At 66.3% G+C, this 19414-nt stretch carries 20 protein-coding genes and 1 pseudogene; 9 read left to right on the forward strand and 12 right to left on the reverse strand.

Translation table 11 applies throughout. The annotated features are described in order from the left end of the window. From ATE62_RS00005 to ATE62_RS00040, 8 genes and pseudogenes are all read right to left on the reverse strand, one after another. A pseudogene (locus tag ATE62_RS00005) lies at positions 1-250 on the reverse strand (hypothetical protein); the annotation flags it as partial. Continuing rightward, entirely contained in the window at positions 247-948 is a 702-nt protein-coding gene (locus ATE62_RS00010) for a nitroreductase (RefSeq protein WP_058807285.1), read from the reverse strand. The gene ATE62_RS00010 and the pseudogene ATE62_RS00005, both read right to left, overlap by 4 nt. Then, positions 935-1804 carry an RDD family protein gene (locus tag ATE62_RS00015; protein WP_058807286.1) on the reverse strand — a complete coding sequence of 290 codons (870 nt, stop codon included), beginning with the start codon at positions 1802-1804 and terminating at the stop codon, positions 935-937. The genes ATE62_RS00010 and ATE62_RS00015 overlap by 14 nt, the downstream gene beginning before the upstream one ends. Beyond that, on the reverse strand, positions 1801-2838 hold the full coding sequence (locus ATE62_RS00020; protein ID WP_082662547.1) for a stage II sporulation protein M: 1038 nt from the start codon (positions 2836-2838) through the stop codon (positions 1801-1803). The genes ATE62_RS00015 and ATE62_RS00020 overlap by 4 nt, the downstream gene beginning before the upstream one ends. Then, positions 2838-4169 carry a DUF58 domain-containing protein gene (locus tag ATE62_RS00025; RefSeq protein WP_058807287.1) on the reverse strand — a complete coding sequence of 444 codons (1332 nt, stop codon included), beginning with the start codon at positions 4167-4169 and terminating at the stop codon, positions 2838-2840. Before ATE62_RS00025 ends, ATE62_RS00020 begins: the two co-directional genes overlap by 1 nt. Further along, the gene (locus ATE62_RS00030; RefSeq protein WP_156420472.1) at positions 4166-5062 is read right to left on the reverse strand and encodes an AAA family ATPase; all 897 of its coding nucleotides are present in this window, start codon (positions 5060-5062) and stop codon (positions 4166-4168) included. Before ATE62_RS00030 ends, ATE62_RS00025 begins: the two co-directional genes overlap by 4 nt. A gap of 85 nt (positions 5063-5147) precedes the next feature. Next, on the reverse strand, positions 5148-6386 hold the full coding sequence (locus ATE62_RS00035) for a DUF4350 domain-containing protein (RefSeq protein ID WP_058807354.1): 1239 nt from the start codon (positions 6384-6386) through the stop codon (positions 5148-5150). Continuing rightward, positions 6383-7087 (reverse strand): DUF4129 domain-containing protein, encoded by a 705-nt coding sequence (locus ATE62_RS00040; RefSeq protein ID WP_058807288.1) that lies wholly within the window; start codon positions 7085-7087, stop codon positions 6383-6385. The genes ATE62_RS00035 and ATE62_RS00040 overlap by 4 nt, the downstream gene beginning before the upstream one ends. Before the next feature lie 164 nt (positions 7088-7251). On the opposite strand from ATE62_RS00040, the gene ATE62_RS00045 reads away from it, so the two are divergent. Beyond that, positions 7252-9453, forward strand: a complete 2202-nt coding sequence (locus tag ATE62_RS00045; protein WP_058807289.1) for a dehydrogenase E1 component subunit alpha/beta — start codon at positions 7252-7254, stop codon at positions 9451-9453. Then, positions 9450-10496: a hypothetical protein gene (locus tag ATE62_RS00050; RefSeq protein WP_058807290.1), complete on the forward strand. Its 1047-nt coding sequence runs from the start codon at positions 9450-9452 to the stop codon at positions 10494-10496. Before ATE62_RS00045 ends, ATE62_RS00050 begins: the two co-directional genes overlap by 4 nt. Before the next feature lie 185 nt (positions 10497-10681). Here the strand turns inward: ATE62_RS00050 and ATE62_RS00055 are convergent, their stop codons facing one another. Next, on the reverse strand, positions 10682-11320 hold the full coding sequence (locus tag ATE62_RS00055; RefSeq protein ID WP_231736007.1) for a response regulator transcription factor: 639 nt from the start codon (positions 11318-11320) through the stop codon (positions 10682-10684). Positions 11321-11469: 149 nt separating this feature from the next. On the opposite strand from ATE62_RS00055, the gene ATE62_RS00060 reads away from it, so the two are divergent. Further along, complete coding sequence (locus tag ATE62_RS00060; RefSeq protein WP_058807291.1) at positions 11470-12996, forward strand: AMP-binding protein; 1527 nt, start codon at positions 11470-11472, stop codon at positions 12994-12996. Between the two features lie 283 nt (positions 12997-13279). Continuing rightward, on the forward strand, positions 13280-14476 hold the full coding sequence (locus ATE62_RS00065; protein WP_082662532.1) for a tyrosine-type recombinase/integrase: 1197 nt from the start codon (positions 13280-13282) through the stop codon (positions 14474-14476). Here ATE62_RS00065 and ATE62_RS22655 read toward each other — a convergent pair. Both ATE62_RS22655 and ATE62_RS00070 read right to left on the reverse strand, forming a co-directional pair. Further along, complete coding sequence (locus tag ATE62_RS22655) at positions 14451-14645, reverse strand: helix-turn-helix domain-containing protein (protein WP_082662533.1); 195 nt, start codon at positions 14643-14645, stop codon at positions 14451-14453. The two genes, ATE62_RS00065 and ATE62_RS22655, sit on opposite strands and share 26 nt — an antisense overlap. Then, the gene (locus ATE62_RS00070; protein ID WP_439512233.1) at positions 14642-14875 is read right to left on the reverse strand and encodes a helix-turn-helix transcriptional regulator; all 234 of its coding nucleotides are present in this window, start codon (positions 14873-14875) and stop codon (positions 14642-14644) included. Before ATE62_RS00070 ends, ATE62_RS22655 begins: the two co-directional genes overlap by 4 nt. 401 nt (positions 14876-15276) lie before the next feature. Here ATE62_RS00070 and ATE62_RS00075 point away from each other — a divergent pair, with 401 nt between their 5' ends. From ATE62_RS00075 to ATE62_RS22660, 4 genes are all read left to right on the forward strand, one after another. After that, positions 15277-15717, forward strand: coding sequence for a type II toxin-antitoxin system RelE/ParE family toxin (locus tag ATE62_RS00075; RefSeq protein WP_231736009.1), 441 nt, complete (start codon positions 15277-15279; stop codon positions 15715-15717). Further along, on the forward strand, positions 15695-16027 hold the full coding sequence (locus ATE62_RS00080) for a helix-turn-helix domain-containing protein (RefSeq protein ID WP_058807292.1): 333 nt from the start codon (positions 15695-15697) through the stop codon (positions 16025-16027). The genes ATE62_RS00075 and ATE62_RS00080 overlap by 23 nt, the downstream gene beginning before the upstream one ends. Then, entirely contained in the window at positions 16024-16941 is a 918-nt protein-coding gene (locus ATE62_RS23090) for a hypothetical protein (RefSeq protein ID WP_156420462.1), read from the forward strand. The genes ATE62_RS00080 and ATE62_RS23090 overlap by 4 nt, the downstream gene beginning before the upstream one ends. A gap of 108 nt (positions 16942-17049) precedes the next feature. Then, the gene (locus tag ATE62_RS22660; RefSeq protein WP_082662534.1) at positions 17050-18405 is read left to right on the forward strand and encodes a tetratricopeptide repeat protein; all 1356 of its coding nucleotides are present in this window, start codon (positions 17050-17052) and stop codon (positions 18403-18405) included. Between the two features lie 15 nt (positions 18406-18420). Here ATE62_RS22660 and ATE62_RS00085 read toward each other — a convergent pair whose 3' ends face one another. Beyond that, complete coding sequence (locus ATE62_RS00085; RefSeq protein WP_058807293.1) at positions 18421-18666, reverse strand: hypothetical protein; 246 nt, start codon at positions 18664-18666, stop codon at positions 18421-18423. 159 nt (positions 18667-18825) lie between these two features. Between ATE62_RS00085 and ATE62_RS22665 the strand changes: the two genes are divergently transcribed. Then, positions 18826-19410, forward strand: coding sequence for a hypothetical protein (locus tag ATE62_RS22665; protein WP_082662535.1), 585 nt, complete (start codon positions 18826-18828; stop codon positions 19408-19410). Positions 19411-19414 lie beyond the last annotated feature (4 nt).

A 19414-nucleotide genomic window follows, 5' to 3' on the forward strand; every position in this document is an offset into this window, starting at 1 on the left:
GGTCGGTCCCCGCGCTGGTCCTCAGTTGCACGTCGAGCGGCGCGTCGGCCGCGCCCAGCCCGGCGCCGAGCTCGATCGATCCGCCGCTGCACGCCATCGTCACCAGCGGCGACGCGGTGCCCGCCCGCGCGACCGCGACGGGGCGCGGCTGCTGTACCGGCGCCGGGGTCGGTACCGCGGCGCAGCTCGCGATCGCCAGCGTCATCGGCAGCGCCGTGCCATAGCGCCACCAGGCGCGTCTCTTGCTCATCGGGAAAACCCCCGCCAGTCGATCACTTCATCGAGGCCAACGCGCGGCACCGGCCATTGGTTCACCGCCGCCGCCTCGTCGGCGTAACCGATCGCGAGTCCGGTGAAGAGGATCTGCCCGTCGTCAAGGCCCAGGGTCTGGCGGATCGTCTCGCCGTACATCGCCCAGCATTCCTGCGGGCAGCTGGCGAGGCCATGCTCGACGAGCAGCAGCATCACCGACTGCAGCCACATCCCCATGTCGGACCATTGCGGCGGCCCCATGATCCGCGAGCAGTGGAGGAACAGCATCACCGGCGCGCCGAAGCCGGTATAATTGTGCATGAACTGGCCGAGCCGGCCCTTCTTGTCCTCGCGCGGGATGCCGAGCGCGGCGTAGAGCCCCTCGCCGACGCCAAAGCGCCTTGTCTCCCACGGGTCGGTCAGCCCCTTGGGATAGATGTCATATTCGGGTTGGTAACCCTCGCGCCCCATCGCGATGCGCCCCGCGACGGCGTCCTTCACCGCCTGCCATGGCTCGCCCGCCAGCACCACCGCCTGCCACGGCTGGAGGTTGCCGCCCGACGGCGCGCGCTGCGCGGCGGCGAAAATCGTCTCGAGCAGCGCGGGATCGACCGGCCGGTCGGCAAAGGCGCGCACCGAGCGGCGCTTGTGGAGCGCTTCGGTCACCGAAGCTGCGGACGGGTCAGTCGCTGGCATATTTATCCTCTCGCCGCTTGCCGAACAGCAATTTGCGTTCGAGCCGCGCCTTCAATTGCCGGTAGTAGGACAGCAGGAAGACATCGTCCTCCTCTGCCACCGGTCGCCCGATCTTGGCGCGGATCGTGTCGGCGACCTCGCGCATGGCGCGCGGATCGCGGGCGCGCAAGACCCGCTCGAGCTCCTGCAGCTCGTAAATGCCGTAAACCGCGAGCTCGTTTTCGCTGAAAGCCATCGTCGCGGCGCCATCGGTCTCGGCGGCGATATCCTGGTCGAGCTTAGAGCGCTGCGCCATTACGACCCAGGTCCCGGCGATCAGGTCGCCCATCCGCATCCGGTCCTTGTTGAACAGCAGGAACAGGCTGAGCGTCAGCGACCATAATATGCCCGCGGCGACGGTCAGCCCCGACACGCGGTCCTCGCCCGCGCCGAACCCCAGCATCATCAGCGGCAGGAAAATCTCCAGCTCGCGGATCAGGTTGCGCGCGAACACCGCGTCGGCGGTCAGGCGCCCGCCGTCGCGCGCGACGACGCGGATGCCCATCAGCCTCTTGCCCGGCGTCGCGGCGCGCTGCCCCAGCTCGAACCCGATGAACCAGAAGGTGCGCAGGAAGAAGAAACCGAGCAGCCAGATGCTCTCGAACACATCCGACCGGCTCGAATAGCCGAGCCAGCCGATCAGCAGCGTGAAGGCGAACAGCACGACCAGCATGATACCGAGATCGACGATCAGCGCGCCGAACCGCAGCCCCGAACTCGCGATCCTGAGCTCGAGGTCGACCCCCTCGGGGGTGATGAACTGGCGCAGCTTGCCCTGCCGCGCCAGCCGCTCGCGCGCGTTCGATGCGGCGCTCATGCGGCCTCCTCGCGGCGCGGCAGGTAATAATAGGCGAGCCAGAAGAGCAGCATCGCGGTGCCGATCGCATAGCGCGTCACCGTGTCGGTGATCAGCTGGCGTCCGAAACCTTCGAGCAGCCCGGCGACCAGCAGCATGATGATCACCCCCACCATCACCTTGCCCGCAGTGCGCCCCGCGTCGGACGCCGCCTGCAAGCGGCTGCGCGCGCCCGGAAAGACCACCGCCGCGCCGATGCGCAGCCCCGCGGCGCCCGACAGCGCGGCGGCGAACAGCTCGGTGGTGCCGTGGATGAACAGCCAGCCGGCGAAATCATAGCCCAGCCCCTTCGAGGTGAAGACCGCGACCATCGCGCCGATGTTGATGCCCTGGTAGAATTCCAGCATCATCGTCGGGATACCGAAGGCAAAGCCCAGCGCGAAGGACATGATCGACACGCCGCTGTTGTGGGTGAACAGGAAGGAGGCGAAGACGTGCAGCGCGCCCTCCTCCTCGCCCGCCGCCGCCTTGCCGTGCCCCATCGTCGCTTGCAGGAACTCGACCGTCGCGCGCGGGTCGCGCCCGCCCGCCATGCTTTCGTCGACGAAGCTGTAATACCATTGCGGATCGCTCGTCACGAGCGACCAGCTGGTCACCGCGCCGAGAATGATGATCAGCGCAATGATGACCGTTTCTTTCCACACGGCCTGCACCGCCAGCGGCCAGTCGCGCGCGAAGAAGCGCGCCAGCCGGTCGAGCCGCGACTGGCGCACGCCATAGATCAGGAAATAGCCGCGCATCGACAGCGCCTCGAGATGATCGAGCAGCGCCTTGTCGAGGCTGGTCGCGCGCGCGATCGACAGCGACGACAGCGTCGCGCGATAGAGCACAGGCAGCTGGAGCAGTTCCTCGCTCGACAGCCCCTTGGCGCCCCTCTTCTCGAGCCGCGTCAGCAAGGCGTCGAAAGCGATCCAGTCGGCCTCGCGCTCGGCGCGGAAGCGTATGGTCGAGAAAGCGGGCGCGTCGATCGCGGCGGCGGGGAGCGTCGGTACGATCACAAGCTGCCCTCGCGCTTGATGCCGAGGTACGCGTCGATCACCCCGCCCGCCATCGCGTCGGCGGGCACTTCGAGCACGTCGGCGCCCAGCCGCTGCAACCGCGCGATCACCAGCTGGCGGTCGCGCAGCATCGCCGCCGCGACATTCGATCGCGTCACGTCGGCGGCGCTTTCGGGGCGGCGCTTCTCCTCGCTCTCCAGCTCCTCATCCTTCAGCACGACGAACAGCAACCGGTGCTTCTTCACCAGCCTTCCGGCGGCGCGGATCATCAGGTCGGCGCTCGTCGCATCGGTGAATTCGGTGAACAAGATGATCAGCGACCGGCGGTTGAGCTGCGCCGACAGCGTCGTCAGCGCCAGCGTGAAATTGCTCTCGACCGGGGCATAGTCGATCAGGCTCGCCGCGCGCTGGAGCGCCGGGAAATCCTGCGTGTGCATATAGGCCGGTGTCATCGCCTGCGGCTTGGCCGCGAAGGAGAAAAGGCTGATCCGGTCGTTCATCTTCAGCCCGACGTAGGCGAGCAGCAGCGCCGCCGACACCGCGCGGTCGACGCGCGGCATGCCGTCCACCGGCTCGGCCATCGTCCGCCCGCCGTCGATCGCCAGCACAACGCGATTGTCGCGTTCGACTCGATATTCCTTGGCGAGCAATTTGACGTGCCGCGCGGTCGCGTTCCAGTCGATCGCGCGCCGGTCCATGCCCGGCTGATATTCGGCGAGCGCCTCATATTCGGCACCCTCGCCCCGAATGCGCTGTTGGCGCAGACCAAACCAGCTGTTGCGCTGGAACAACCGGCTGCCCTCCTCGATCACCGCGCGCAGGCTGGGGACCACCGCGATCGCGCCGTCGACGCCGAACTTGCGCTGTTTCCACACCAGCCCCAGCGGCCCGCGCCAGCGAATCCACGCGGCGTCGATCAAGGCCTTGCCGCGCCGGCTCGCCGACAGCGGCATCGTCCGGGCGAGCGTTCGCGCCCTCCCCGTGCCGGCGTCCACGGCGCGCATTGCGTCGGTCAGCCGCCCGCCGACCGCCAGCCTCTCGTCGACCGCCAGCGCGACCTCGGCGTGCCGCGGCACCCCGCGCTCGCTCGCCGCGGTCAGCCGGAGGTCGAACGGATCGCCCACCCCGACCTGGTGCGGATATTTCGCATCGAGCTTCAGGTGGCGCGGATGCGCGCCCGCAAGCGCGTCGATCAGAAGGCAGGCGACCAGGAAGGCGATCCAGCCGGGCGCGAACAGCCACAGCTCGGGCCGGATCAGCCCGAGCAGCAGCGCGACCGGCGCACCCGCCAGCAGCAGAAGGATCGCCCGCCGGGTCGGGTAGATCAACGCGGCACCTCCTCGCGTTCGAGCAGTGCGCTCACCACCTGCTCGACGCTGCGCCCCTCGATCTCGGCCGCCGCCGACAGGATCACGCGGTGGCGCAGCACCCCGGCAGCGAGGCGCTGGATATCGTCGGGGATCACATAGTCGCGCCCGTCGAGCGCCGCCGCGGCGCTCGCGGCACGCGCGAGCAGCGAGGCCGCGCGCGGGCTCGCGCCGCACTCTAAATCTGCGCTCTCGCGCGTCGCGCGCACCAGCCGCACGATATAATCGACGATCTCGTCGGCCAGCCGGACATTCGAGATGATGTCGATCGCCTCGCCGATCGCCTTGGCATCGGCGACCTGCGCCACGCCGAAATCGCCGACCGCGGGGCTCTTGAAGCGCCCGCCATGCTCGGCGACGATCCGCCGTTCCTCCTCGATCGCCGGATAATCGACGACCAGCTTGAACAGGAAGCGGTCGAGCTGCGCCTCGGGCAGCGGATAGACGCCCTGCTGCTCGATCGGATTCTGCGTCGCCAGCACGGTGAAGCGCGGGCTCATCACATGCGGCTCGCCGTTGATCGTCACGCGCCGCTCCTGCATCGCCTCGAGCAACGCGGCCTGCGTCTTGGGCGGGGTGCGGTTGATTTCGTCGGCGAGCAGCAGCTCGGTGAAGATCGGCCCCTTGGTCAGCGTGAAGCTCGACGTCTGGAAGTTGAACAGGTTCGACCCCAGGATATCGCCCGGCATCAAATCGGGGGTGAATTGGATGCGCCCGAAATCGAGCCCCGTCGCGCGCGCAAAGGCCTGTGCGAGCAGGGTCTTGGCGGTTCCCGGCGGGCCTTCGAGCAGCACATGGCCGCCCGCGAGGAGCGCGATCGTCACCATCCGGGTCAGCGGCTGCTGGCCGAACACGGCCTTGGCGACCTCGGCGTCGATCGCGGCGCCCAGCGCTTGAACGCGCGCGACGCCCTGGGGCCCGTCGCCCTTGGCGAGTAGATCAGCTGTCACGGATTAAGTCCTTCCTGATGTCGTGCAGCGCCTGCGCGTCTGCAAGGAATTCATGCTTGTTGCGCGCGAGCGGCAGCCGCCGCGCGAGCGAGGAAAACAGGTTGCCGCCGGGCGGCAGATGTCGGTCGATCCAGCTATCGGTCGCCGCAGCATCGAGCCCCGCGGGCGCGTGCAGTCGGCGCGCGATCGCGGCGCGCAGGCTCGCAACATAGGAGTCGGCGCCCTCCAGCTCGCGATCGGCCTGCTTGATCAGGTCGGCGCTGTTCGCGATCAGCGCGGCTTTCGACACCGCGATCGCGCGCGCGGGTTTCAGCGCCGGGCCGAAGCGCGCCCATGCCTGCCACAGCGCGAACAGCCCCGCCGCGATCAGGCACAGGGTGATGCCGATAAACGGCGGCACGAAGGCGAAGCGCAGCAGCGAGCGCCCGGCGCCCAGCCCGTTCAGCGTCACGTCGAAGGCGATGCTGTCGGCGTCGGCATCCTCGGCGATGCCGTCGATCAGCATCGCCGCGCCGCGCGCGCCATCGCGGCTGGCAAAGGCGAAATTGTTGATGAGGTCGGGGTCGGCGAGGATATAGACGTCGCGTTCGCGCGCCCGCGCCAGCACCGCGCCGCCGCCCGGCGCCGCGGCCAGCGTCTCGATCGTGTCGCCCGACACCGTCTGGACGCCCTCGGGCAGCGACAGGCTGATCTCGCGCCCCGCGACCCATGCCGGGGCCTCCGCCGCCTGCCCCTTCGACGCCGCGATCGCGACCTTGCCAAAGGGCGCCTCGGGCAGCAGCTTCGCGGGCGGCGCGACCGGCGCGCCGACGCTGACCCAGCCGGGCTTGGTGTCGCTTCCCGGGATACGCATCGCCCGCCATTTGGGCAGCACGATCAGCACCGGTGCGCCCCCGGCGCTCGTCAGCAGTTCGGCGATTTCCTCGGCGCGCGTCTCGTGCGTCGGGGTCAGGACGATCAGCGGCTGATAATCGTCATAGGCATAGGTTTCGACGCCGCGCCGGATGTCGACGGTCGCCCCCGCGCGTTCGATCAGGTCGACGATCCCGGCATAGCCCGGCGCGGCCTTCGACAGCGCATGGCCCTGGACGTTCTTGCCGGTGCTGAACTGCGGGCCGAGCGCGACCAGCGCCCACAGCGCGATGAAGGCGATGATGCCGATCACCACGACGCCGGCCATCAGCCGCGGGTTGAAGGCGCTCTCGCCGTTCGCCGTGTCGCCGCTCATGCCCGCGCCCAATTCTTCGGCACCGTCATCTCGGCATAGGCGGCGCGGCACTGCTCCCACGCGCCGGCGTCGATCGCGCGGCCGCCGAACAGGCTGATCTCGACCGCGCGCGCGATGCGGCTGAACGCTTCGCGCGCGACCGCGGGCAGGTCGGTCGCTCCCGCCAGCTCGCGCGACGTCATCGCGGGCTTGACCAGCCCGGGGCGGCGGCCCTCGATATCCTCGACGCTGCGATAGAGCAGCAGGTGCGCCGCTTCGGCAAAGCGCCCCGCCGCCGCCAGCGCATCGGCTTCGGCGAGCAGCGCGCGCGCCGCGCCGGCCTCGGCCTGCCCGACCAGTTCCTCTTCATCCACCGCGCCGCGCTTGCGGCGCAGGCGCAGGTCGTCGACCCAGGTCGCGAAGGCGGGGACGAACAGGTAAAGCAGCAGCAGCACCAGCGCGATGCCGGCGATCCACAGCAAGGGCTGCGCCGCGGGGGCGAGGAAGTCGAACAGGTTACGGATCCCGCGGCCGATCGCCATCAGCCAGCCGGGAGTCTCGGGCACCGGCGGCGGGGGCGGGAAGGCGGTCTGGATCGTGTCGCCCGCCATCGTCTGGACATAGCCGGGATCGACGAGTTCGGGGTCGACCAGCCAGCCTTCGCCGCCTTCGCGGGGCGTTTCGGCGGCGGCCGACGCCTGGGCGATCCACAGCGATATCATGTTGAAAAACTGGCCCAGCCCCGGATCGTCATCGCCGTTGGTGGTAGCGCGCCCGGCGGCGCAATGGCAAGAGATGCTTGCAAGCGCCAGCGCGCCATAATAGCGCGCCGCGGCGGGCGGGCCGATGGTTGCGCCTGCAACGAAGAGACGATGGGAGACACGGCGTGGACGCGGCTCAGGCGGTACATGAAAAATTCCTCGCCGCGCTGGCGGGCGGGCTGCTGCCCGACCGCGCCGACGCGCCCGATCCCGCGCTCGTCGGGCTTTCGCGCGCCGAGGCGACCGACATCTTCCTCTCGCAGCTGACCAGCCGCCAGATGGACCGGCTGTCGCGTCATCTCCAGGCGCGCGGCGAGGGCTTTTATACGATCGGCTCGTCGGGGCACGAGGGCAATGCCGCCGTCGCCGCGGCGCTCCGCGTTACCGACATGGCCTTCCTCCACTATCGCTCGAACGCCTTCCAGCTCCACCGCGCGCGCCAGCTTCCCGGCGAAAGCGCGACATGGGACATGCTGCTGAGCTTCGCCGCGTCGAGCGAGGACCCGATCTCGGGCGGCCGGCACAAGGTGATCGGATCGAAACCGCTCGCCATCCCGCCGCAGACCTCGACGATCGCCTCGCACCTGCCCAAGGCGGTCGGCGCGGCCTTCTCGATCGGGATCGCGCGCCGGAACGGCATGAAGGACCTGCCGCTGCCCGACGATGCGGTGGTGCTCACCAGCTTCGGCGACGCCTCGGCGAATCATTCGACCGCGCAGGGCGCGTTCAATACCGCGGGCTGGGCGGCGTTCCAGGGCTCGCCGATGCCGCTCATCTTCCTCTGCGAGGATAATGGCATCGGCATCTCGACGCGCACGCCGACGGGCTGGATCGAGGCGCAGTTCCGCCACCGCGCCGGGCTCCACTATATCCAGTGCGACGGCACCGACCTCGCCTCGGCCTATGCGGGGGCGAAGGAAGCCGCCGATTACGCCCGCCGCACGCGGAGGCCGGTGTTTCTCCATATGGCGACGGTGCGCCTCTACGGCCACGCCGGGTCGGACGTGCAGGGCGCCTATCTCCCCAAAGCGCTGATCGAATCGGACGAAGCGCGCGATCCCTTGCTCAAGGGCGCGGCGCTGATGGCAGGGCAGGGCTGGATGACCCCAGCCGAAATCGCAGAAACTTATGAGGACATCGGCGCCACCCTCGCGCGGCAGGCCGAGGCGGCGATTCTACGCCCCAAGATCACGACGCCCGCGCATGTGATGGCGAGCCTCGTCCCGCCCAGGCGCGACGTGGTGCGCGCCAACACCCCCTCGGCCGAGGACCGCAAGGCGATGTTCGGCAGCGACGCGGGGCAGATGGACAAGCCGATGCACATGGCGCGCCTTTTGAGCTGGGCGCTCGCCGACCTGATGCTCGCGCACAAGGAAATCGCCGTCATGGGCGAGGATGTCGGACCCAAGGGCGGCGTCTACAACGTCACCGCGAAGCTGCATCAGCGCTTCGGCTCGTCGCGCGTGATCAACACCCTGCTCGACGAGCAAGCGATCCTCGGGCTCGCGATCGGCATGGCGCATAACGGTTTCGTGCCGATGCCCGAGATCCAGTTCCTCGCTTATGTCCACAATGCCGAGGACCAGATCCGCGGCGAGGCGGCGACGCTCAGCTTCTTCTCGAACGGCCAGTACACCAACCCCATGGTGATCCGCATCGCGGGGCTCGGCTATCAGAAGGGCTTCGGCGGCCATTTCCACAACGACAACAGCCTCGCGGTCTTCCGCGACATCCCCGGCGTCATCCTCGCCGTGCCGTCGAACGGGCGCGATGCCGTCGCGATGCTGCGCGAATGCGTGCGGCTGGCGCGCGAGGAACAGCGCGTGGTCGTCTTTGTCGAACCCATCGCGCTCTACATGACGCGCGACCTGCACGAGGAGGGCGACGGCCTCTGGACCAGCGTCTATGAGGCGCCGGGCGAGGGCGCGCCGATCGGCTTCGGCGACGTCGGCGTCCATGGCGACGGGACGGATCTCGCGATCGTCACCTATGGCAACGGCACTTATCTCTCGCGCCAGGCCGAGAAATCGCTCGCCGCCGATGGGGTCAAGGCGCGCGTGATCGACCTGCGCTGGCTCGGCCCGGTCGATGAGGACAAGCTCGTCGCCGCGGTCGGCGATGCGAAGCGCATCCTGATCGTCGACGAATGCCGCATCACCGGCTCGCAGAGCGAGGCGCTGATGGCGACTTTCGTCGAACGCACCCCCGACAAGAAGGTCGCGCGGATCGCCGCCGACGACAGCTTCATCCCGCTCGGCCGCGCCGCGACGCTGACGCTGCCGAGCCGCGACGGCATCTATGCTGCCGCGAAGGAGCTGCTCGCATGAGCGCGAAGAAGACCGCGCTCGTCGTCGCGCCCGGCCGCGGCACCTATGGCAAGGGCGAGCTCGGCAGCATCGCGCGGCTCCACGGCACGCGCTTCGCCGAGCTGATCGCGAACTTCGACGCGCAGCGCGCCGAGCGCAGCCAGCCGACGGTGACCGAACTCGACGGCGCCGAGCGCTTCAGCGTCGCGACCCATATGCGCGGCGATGTCGCGGCACCGCTCATCTACACCGCCACCGCGCTCGACTGGCTCAGCATCGACCGCGAGAAATACGACATCGTCGCGGTCGCGGGCAATTCGATGGGCTGGTACAGCGCGCTCGCGCTCGGCGGCGCGGTGTCGGTCGCGGACGGCTTCCGCATTTCGAACGCGATGGGCCTCAACAGCCAGACCCATGGCCCCGGCGGGCAAATTCTGCTGCAGGTCGTCGACGAAGACTGGCGCCCCGTCCCCGGCCTTTGCGACCAACTGCTCGATCTCGTCGCAAATATCGATGCCCGCCCCGGCCACGACCTCGCGCTTTCGATCGATCTCGCCGGCATGCTCGTGCTCGCGGGCAATGAGGAAGGCCTTGCCGCCTTACTCGCCGGGGCCCCGCCAACCCCCGGCCGCGACCCGCTGCGCCTCGCCGGGCACGGTCCCTTCCATACCCCGCTGATGTTCGGCAGCTCGGACAAGGCCAAGGCCGAGCTCCCCGCCTCGCTCTTCTCCAGCCCCGCGATCCCGATGGTCGACGGCCGCGGCCATATCTGGCGCCGCTTCGCGTCCGATCCCGCGCAGGTCTGGGACTACACCTTCGGCCACCAGATCCTCGCGCCCTACGACTTCGCGCTCTCGGTGCAGGTCGCGGTCAAGGAGTTCGCCCCCGACGTGATCATCCTGCCCGGCCCCGGCGACACATTGGGCGGCGCGATCGCGCAGTCGCTGATCGGGATCCAATGGCAGGGGATCGCCGGCAAGGCCGACTTCATGGCGCGGCAGGCATCGGACCCGATCCTGCTCTCGATGGGCCGCGCCGAACAGCGCGCGCTCGTCGCGGCCTAAGGCAACACCAGTTGGGGCCGGCGAAGGGGGACCCTCGCCGGCCCCGCCGGTGGTTGGAACGGCCTTGTGGGTGGCTCGGCCGCGCGATCGAACGGCAGCAACCCCCGGGGACCAACTCAGGGACACGCGCCGCTCATCCTCTCTATAGGATGCGTGCCGCACGTCCGGTCACGCCGCGCCGCCGATCATGCTCCGCTTCGGACCATATCGCCCGCCTCGGCGACGAAGCGCAGCCGCAGCAGTTCGGCGATACTCCCCGCCTCGGCGCGGCGCATGATGTTCGCGCGGTGCACCTCCACGGTGCGCGGGCTGAGCTCGAGCCTGCGGGCGATCGCCTTATTGCCCAGTCCCGCCGCGATCGCCTCGAGGATATCCTGCTCGCGCGGGGTCAGCGCCGCGAGCCGTGCCGCGGCCTCCCGCCGCCGCGCCTCGGCTTCGCGCCGCGCCCGCCATTCGCCCGTCGCCGCGTCGACCGCCGGCCGCACGGCGCGCGGATCGAGCGGCGCGGGCAGCAGGTCATAGGCGCCGCTGCGCAGGATCGTCCGCGATTCGGCGAGGTTCAGCCGCTCGGCCGCGACCAGCAGCACGATGTCCGTCCGCCCGCAAAGCCGCTCGAGCAAGGCCGCGCCGCCCGCGCCCCCCGGCTGTTCCCAGCGCATCAGCACGATGCCCCCCGCGGCCTCGGCCCCCGCCGCCAGATAATCCTCGCCGCTCGCAAAGCCGCGCACGACGCGGGACGCCCCCTCGACGAGCGCGCGGAAACAGGCGCTGCGCTCGATCGCGTCGGGCAATATCAGCTGAATCTGTCCCTGGTCCTCGCTCACCCCTCCTAGCTGCCGCGCCCTGCCGCGGCCGGACAGCGCAGATACTTCCGCCCCGGCGCCAGATCGGAGAAGAGACAAATCCGCACCGCCCCGATTTCCCGCTGGCGCGAGCGCGCGCAGTGATTAGTATGCTAATTAAATCCGGCGACATGGCCAAGAGGAGAGGCATTTTGCGCATCATCACCGACGACCGGACGCTCGACGGCGCCGACCTCGCCGCGCGCGTCGATGCCGCCGCGGGCGCCTTCGCGGCGCGGGGGGTCGGGCCGGGCGACTGCGCCGCGCTGCTGCTGCGCAACGATATCGAATTTCTCGAGGCCAGCCTCGCGTGCCGCCGCCTCGGCGCCTATTGCGTGCCCGTCAACTGGCACTTCGCCCCCGACGAAATCCTTTACGTCGTGCGCGACTGCGGCGCGCGACTGCTCATCGCGCATGCCGACCTGCTCGCCGGCGTCGCCGACGCTCTGCCCTGCCCCGCGATCGCCGTCGCCGTGCCGCCGGCGATCGCTTCGGCCTATCGCATTGCCGCCCCCGCGGCCGGCGGCGAAGATTGGGACGCCGTGCTCGCCGCCGCGACCCCCTGGACGCAGCCGTCGCCCCCCGCCGCCGAATCGCTCATTTACACCTCGGGCACCAGCGGCCATCCCAAGGGGGTCAAGCGCCGCCCCGCCACCGCGGAGCAAGCGGCGGCGAGCGACGCGATGCGGGCGCTGATCTACGGCATCTGTTCCGGCGCACGCGTGCTCGTCCCCGCGCCGCTCTATCACACCGCGCCCAATCTCTTCGCGCATCGCGCCGCCGCGCTCGCCGAGCTGCTCGTGCTGCCCGCGCGCTTCGACCCCGCGGGCCTGCTCGCCGACATCGAGCGCCACCGCATCACGCATCTCTACGCCGTGCCCGCGATGTTCACCCGCCTGCTCGCGCTGCCCGAGGCGCAGCGCGCCGCGCACGACCTTTCGTCGCTGCAATTCGTCCTCCACGCCGGCGGCCCCTGCGCGCCCGCGGTCAAGGCGGCGATGATCGACTGGCTCGGCCCGGTGATCGAGGAATATTATGGCTCGACCGAAGCGGGGCCGATCACCCATGTGTCGAGCGCCGAATGGAGCGCGTTTCCCGGCACCGTCGGCCGCGCGATCCCGGGGGTCGAGATCGTCATCGTCGACGACGCCGGGCAGCGCCTGCCCGCAGGCGAGGTCGGCGAGGTCCAGTCGCGCAACCCGGGCTATCCCGATTTCACCTATCTCGGCCGCGACGCCGACCGCGCCGCGCTCGACCGGGACGGCCTGCTCGCCTCGGGCGACCTCGGCTATCTCGACGCCGACGGCCGGCTCTTCCTCTGCGACCGCAAGCGCGACCTCGTGATCTCGGGCGGAGTGAACATCTACCCGGCGGAGATCGAGGCGGCGCTGCAGACCGTCGCGGGCGTCGCCGACTGCGCGGTGTTCGGCATCCCCGACGAAGTGAACGGCGAGGCGCTGATGGCGGTGGTCGAACCCGCAGCGGGCGCGGCGCTCACCGCCGAGGCGATTCGCGAGGGTCTGAGAAGGAGGCTCGCAGGCTACAAGATCCCGAAACGGATCGAACTCACCGACGCGCTCCCGCGCGAGGCGACGGGGAAGATCCGCAAGCGCCTGCTGCGCGATCCCCACTGGGCCGCGGCGGGGCGGAGCATTTGATCGGATGGGTTTTGGTGACCCCTATGGGAATCGAACCGCGGCGGGTCGGCTGTTGCCGATCCGCCCACGAAGAATCACGAGTTCGCTACGATGTCGGTGATTTTTTGGTGACCCCTACGAGTGTAGAACTTTTGTGTCAAGCAAGCTCAAGGCGTCCATAACTACACTGTAAAATCAGCGATTTATGTTGTAATGTGTTCGCGGTCGGTCGCCCTGATTTGCCTGAATTCCCACCGAAATGTGGGAACGATTGTGGGATCATTTCAGGCAGGGAATAGAACCGATGGCCCTCACGGCATTGAAGGTGAAGAACGCGAAGCCCGGTCGGCATGTCGATGGCCGAGGGCTTTGCCTGCTGGTGAAGCCAAGCGGCGCGCGGACATGGGTGCTGCGGATGCAGCGGCATGGCAAGCGGCGCGACTATGGCTTGGGATCGGTGCTGGACGTGTCGCTGGCAGAGGCGCGCGATGCCGCATCGGCGCTACGCCGTCAGGTGCGCGAAGGCGTCGATCCGGTTGCGGAACGGCGCAAGTCGCGCAACGTCGTGCCGAGCTTCGAGACGGTGGCGCGCGACTGCTACGAGGCGTTGAAAGAGGGCTGGAAGAACCGCCGTCATGCCAACTGGATTTCCAGCCTTGAGAACCATGTCTTTCCGATCGTCGGCACCAAGCCGGTGAACGAGGTGGACAGCGCCGCCGTGGTCGAGGTGCTTTCGCCTATCTGGCTTGAGATACCCGATACGGCGCGGCGCATATTGCAGCGCATCGGCGCGGTGCTGGACTTCGCCCATATCAAGGGATGGCTCCCGGGCGAGGTATCGTTGCGCTCCGTCCGCAAGGGACTTCCCCGTCAGGTGGACAAGGGCGGGCATCTGGAAGCCATGCCCTATGCGGACGTGCCAATCCTCATGCAGAAGCTGGCGGCGGCTTCGCCCACGACCGGGCGCGATGCCTTGCGCTTCACGATATACAATGCCGTTCGCTCCAACGAGACGCGCTTTGCCGTCTGGACGGAGTTTGACTTGGACAAGGCGATATGGACCATTCCCGGCGAGCGCATGAAGGCGGGCGAAACCCATGTCGTGCCGCTGTCCGCGCCCGCCGTCGCCTTGCTCCGCAAGCGGTGGAACGAGCGCACCAGCGACACCGGGCTTGTATTCAGCAATGACGGCGAAAAGCCGATCAGCGACATGACCATGACCAAGCTGCTCCGCGATGACGGCATCAAGGGCGTGACCGTTCACGGCTTCCGCTCCGCCTTCACCGACTGGTCATCGGAGCGCACCCGCTTCCCCAAGGAGGTTGCGGACAAGGCGTTGGCGCATAAGCTGCCCAACAAGGTCGAGGCCGCTTATCGCCGCACGGACTTTTTCGAGAAGCGCCGGAACCTGATGGCGCGTTGGGCCGAGTATCTGGACCGCAAGGGGAAGGACGCCGCCGCCACTGCGTCTGAGCCTATCCCGCTCCGCGCTGCCGCCTGATGAGGTCATGCAGGCTGGCGGTGGTGATACGGGTGGCCTTGCCGAGCTTCACCGTCTCGACTTCACCGGCCGCGATCAGCTCGTAGAGCTTGGTCCGCCCGACGCCGATCATACGTGCGGCGTCATTAACGCGGACGCAGATCGGAACGGGAGAAGGCGCGGTCTTCACCGCGTAGCCCTTTCGCTATCGCTGGCACGATAGCCGCCCGGATCGGCAATCCAGCGATCGACGGCGGACTCATGCCAGCCAGCGCCGTTGATGCTGATCGGCAGTTGCCGGGGGAACGTCCCGTCTGCGATCTTGCGGTAGAGGGTGGAACGGGAAAGTCCGGTGCGCAGTAGCACCGTCTTGAGGCGGATGATTTTTTCGCGTTGGGACACGGGGCGCTTCTTCTCCATGCTATGGTTGTCGATGGTGCCCCTTGGGTTGAAAGTTGGCGCTTCTGCGACATGGCGCAAGAGTGCCGAAAATGGTGTCGTAGGGCTCTGTCGTCCGCTGGCGTCCCCCGTCGTCTCCTGTCGTGTGACAGCGTTGCGAACATTTTTTCCCATTGCGTCCCAGCCCGCGCGCTTTGGGGTCTGCCGTCCGCATCCGGCTCGGTATGACAGGCGCTTGCCTGCGAGTCGGACCAATTGTTGAAGCGACCGATTCTTGCATCATCGCGAATATTCCATCGACTGGTCCGCTCGCCACGGTGCACGCTGTATCGCCTTGGCCCGCCGCACAAGAGGTGAGGCACTACAGTGCCGATCGCAGCAGATTTCGGCACTTCGGCACGTTTGAATGCCGATGCCCGATATTGAAATATAACGCTAAGTGTTATATATGCCGTCAAGCAGGAGAACCGGCCATAACGCGCATTTTCAAGAATGGCTGGTTCGAGCGCTTTGTGCGGAAGGAGCGAATAGATGATTCGGCCCTTCGTGACGCCGTGCAGCGGGCCGAAAGCGGGCTGATTGACGCCGACCTTGGCGGCGGCGTCATCAAGCAGCGCGTGGCGCGTGCCGGTCAGGGCAAATCAGGCGGCTATCGCACGTTGATCCTGTTCCGGCACGGCGACCGCGCGATATTCGCTTTCGGGTTCGCCAAGAGCGCACAGGCGAACATATCGAAAGCCGACCTGGCGCTGTTGCGTGACGCTGCAACCGAAGCGCTGGAATGGAGCGGCGAGGAACTGGATCGGCTGGTGGCGTCGGGAACGCTGATGGAGATTGAAGATGGCAACGACGACGAAGGATAAGGGCTATCGCAGCGAGATCGCGGGCGCGATCCACGAGATGATGAACGACGCGCACGACGCGGGCGTCATCTCGCGAGCAACGCTGCGCACGTTCGACGAGGCGTGCCTTGCTCCGGTCCCGGTGCTGGCGGGCGATGAAATCCGCGCGATCCGCGAACGCGAGCATGTCTCGCAGCCAGTGTTCGCCGCCTATCTCAACGTATCGCGCAATCTGGTGTCGGATTGGGAGCGCGGCGTGAAGCGTCCCGGTGGCCCCGCCTTGCGTTTGCTGTCCATCATCCAGCGCAAGGGCTTGCAGGGCGTGGCATGAGCAATAGTTCGGAACTCGCCTCGATCATCGAGGGGACATTGAAAAGCATTTGGCCGACTGGCGATGCGTCCATTCGAGACTATTTGACGCCGATGATTGCGGCCTTCGCGCAATCCGATTGCCGGGACGATCATTATCTCGACGAATTGCAAAGCGGGGACCTCTCGAAAGTCGCCGCCCGCATGTGGGAAGCCATGCTTTACGACCGCTTTCACGGCGTGGGTTGGGCCGCTTCTAATGCTGGGAAGGGACCGGACTTCTTGCTGAATGGAAATGTTTACGTTGAAGCTGTGACTGCGCAGCCGGGCAATCCAGATAACGGGGGCTTGCCCAAAGAGTGGCAGGAACAAGCGGAAGGATCGGCTTGCATCGTCCCTATTGAGATGATGCTCTTGCGCTGGACTTCTGTTTTGAAAACCAAAAAGGACAAACATCTAAAGGACATTGAAGGTGGTCGAATTGACCCCAACCTGCCCTTTGTCATTGCGGTGAACTCCTGTCGGCTTGGTGGTGATACGCACGGCGTTGGTGGCGTGCCACTCGCCGCTATGGCCGTTTTGCCATTTGGCAATCCGACCGCGCATATTGACGCGCAAACCGGGGAAGCGATTGGTGGGTGGCACCTTGCATGGCAGGACTCAATCCTCAAACATAATGGAGAGTCTATTCCCACGGATAGCTTTCTGAACGAAGAATATAGGTGCGTAAGTGCGCTGCTCGGCTGCTCAGGATTTTATGTCGCAGACGCCGACCGCGAAAAATTCTGCGGCCAGCCACCCTATTATATTGTGCATAATCCGATGGCGCAGAACCCGTTGCCCAAGCCGTGGCTGCCAAATTCAATCGAATTTGCCGTTACAAAGAACGAACCGGGCAATCTTGAATTGACGCGCCTTCCCGCTTCAGCAGGCTAAGTGATTGCGCATATTCGGAACCTCTAGGCGATGATGCAGCGTGTCATTACGTCTCGTTTAATTTTTTCTGCTAGGCTATCTGCACCATAACACATCAGGTGCCGACGCATGTTCCGTGCAAAAGAAATGTTGCCACGCGCAGTGGCGATCCTCTCGCTTCTCTGTTTTCAGCTTTGTATTTCTCCGGCGATCGCTGTTGCTCAGGGACGTCCTGCCTCACCAGATGATGCCCGCACTATATTCCAATCTGGGATGGCGAGCTATCGGGCCGGAAACTTGCCCGACGCCGCCGAGAAGTTTCAACGCGCGTGTGACCTCGACGGCGCAGCGGGATGTTACAATCTAGGCGTCATGTATAACGATGGCGCTGGTGTTCCAAGAGACGCAAATCGAGCATTCGGGTTATTCACCCGCGCATGTGAAGGGGATTACCCAAGCGCGTGTAACAACTTAGCTGTCATGTATCGCGAAGGTAGCAGCATCCCGAGAAATGAAAGCTATGCAGCGTCGTTATATATGCGGGCCTGCAACTTAGGAAACGTGCAGGGGTGTGCAAATCTAGGGGTTCTTTATGACAATGGTGCTGGCGTTTCTCAGGATAGAACGCGAGCCACTGACCTATATCGTATGACCTGCGAGCGCGGCAACGCGCTCGGATGCAATAATTTGGGACGCCTTTACGAACAGGGAGAGGCGTTGAACCGAGATTTTCCGCGCGCAGTATCGTTCTATTCTAAAGCATGTGAACTCGGCATGGAGGGTGGCTGCTTAAATTGGGGCACGCTCCTTGAACGAGGGCAAGGGGTCGTACAGGATGCGACGCGCGCGGCCAGCATATATTCGAATATCTGCGACAAAGGCTTTTCCCCCGGATGTAACAACCTCGGGGCGCTGTTCGAGAATGGAAAGGGCGTTGCCCGCGATCCCGCGCGCGCCGTCAACCTTTACGGCAAGGCTTGTGATGGCGGCCATGCAAGAGCGTGCAGCAATCTGGGCAGCATGTATGAACGCGGCGTAGGAGTGCCCCGCGATCCCATTGAAGCAACAAGACTTTACCGGCGCTCCTGCGATGGAGGGCAGTCGGACGGTTGCTACAATTTGGGGGTGGCATACCAGAACGGCGTTGGCGTCGCCGCGAAACCCTCCCACGCTGCGAGTCTATATCGCCAAGCCTGTGAGGGCGGCACTGATCTTGCCTGCTTCAATCTCGGGCTTCTTTATGAGGATGGGATGGGTGTTGCGCGTGATCCGAACGAAGCGGTTGAGCTATACTCGAAAGCGTGCCGTAACGGGCTTGCAATTGGCTGCCAGAATGTAGGGGTCATGTATTACAATGGGACCGGAGTTAAGCGTAATCCGCGTTTGGCATCGGACAATTTTCGCCGCGCGTTGGAAATAAATCCGGGATTAACAGAGGCACGGCAAAATCTCGCTCGGGTCGCCCGCGAGTTGGGTGACAAATAGCGGGCTTCTTCATCCTTATTCAGTGGGCAGCTCCGGGTTTTCCCGGCGCTGCAACTCATTCTCCACCGCCTCGCGGATAAATAGCGCCAAGCGCCGGTTGCCGACAAGCGCCTCGATACGGCGGATCGTGTCGGCCGATAGCCTGATCGTCGTCGGCTTCATTCCAAGCGGCGGGCGTCCCATCGTCTCGTCGCTATCGGTCATATCTGTCATCTCCAAGCTAAACACGTTGACGACACCGTTTATTTGAATATACGCCATCGTTTATCCGATAAACGGTGTCGTATATTGCTGCAATGGCCCTTCCTTCATCTGGCCTATCGGCAATCCGGCAGCGCGAATCGCGCGGGAGTGTCGGGGCCGTGCCGCATCCGCCCGTCGCTCCCGCTCTACCGCCAAGGATGCGGAACGGAGGTGCATATGGGCCGTGTTGTCCCTACCACGTCGCGCCGTGCGCTCTTGGGCGCATTGACCGCCGCGCCCGTTGCGGCGCTTGCCGTGCCGTCGCCCTGGGGTGCGGTGCTAGCGTCGCTTCACGCGGACTATGGCGACGATCCCGCCGCGATCGTCCGAACTAAAGAGGGGCGAGCCTTGAGCCGCCGCCGCTATCATGTCGCAGAGGGATTCTTTCCCGCCGAGCATGAACGGGCGGATTGGCGCGGCTATCTGTATCGGGCCGGGATTACCGCCCAACTCGCTTTGTCCTCTCATTTGCTGGACATGGGCTTTGCCGATGACTGGTGCGCCCGTCATATCGGCCTGCGCGTCGCCAAGTCGCTCGCCTACGCCAATGCGACGGGGTTGGGACATGACTGCCCCGACATGGCGCGGCTGGCGACAGTCCTCACGCCCTATTGGCGATGGAACCAAGTGCGCCTGTTTGGCGAGCCGGAACCCGATGACGGTGGACTGACAGTCCCGCAGGTTCATGCGCTACTCCGCGCCCTGCTCGACCGTGTGCGAGACGTGACCGGCCATCCTCGCCCCCGAGGACGGCGCAGTTGATGCC

The sequence above is a fragment of the Sphingopyxis sp. HIX genome (assembly GCF_001468285.1).
Lineage (GTDB): Bacteria > Pseudomonadota > Alphaproteobacteria > Sphingomonadales > Sphingomonadaceae > Sphingopyxis.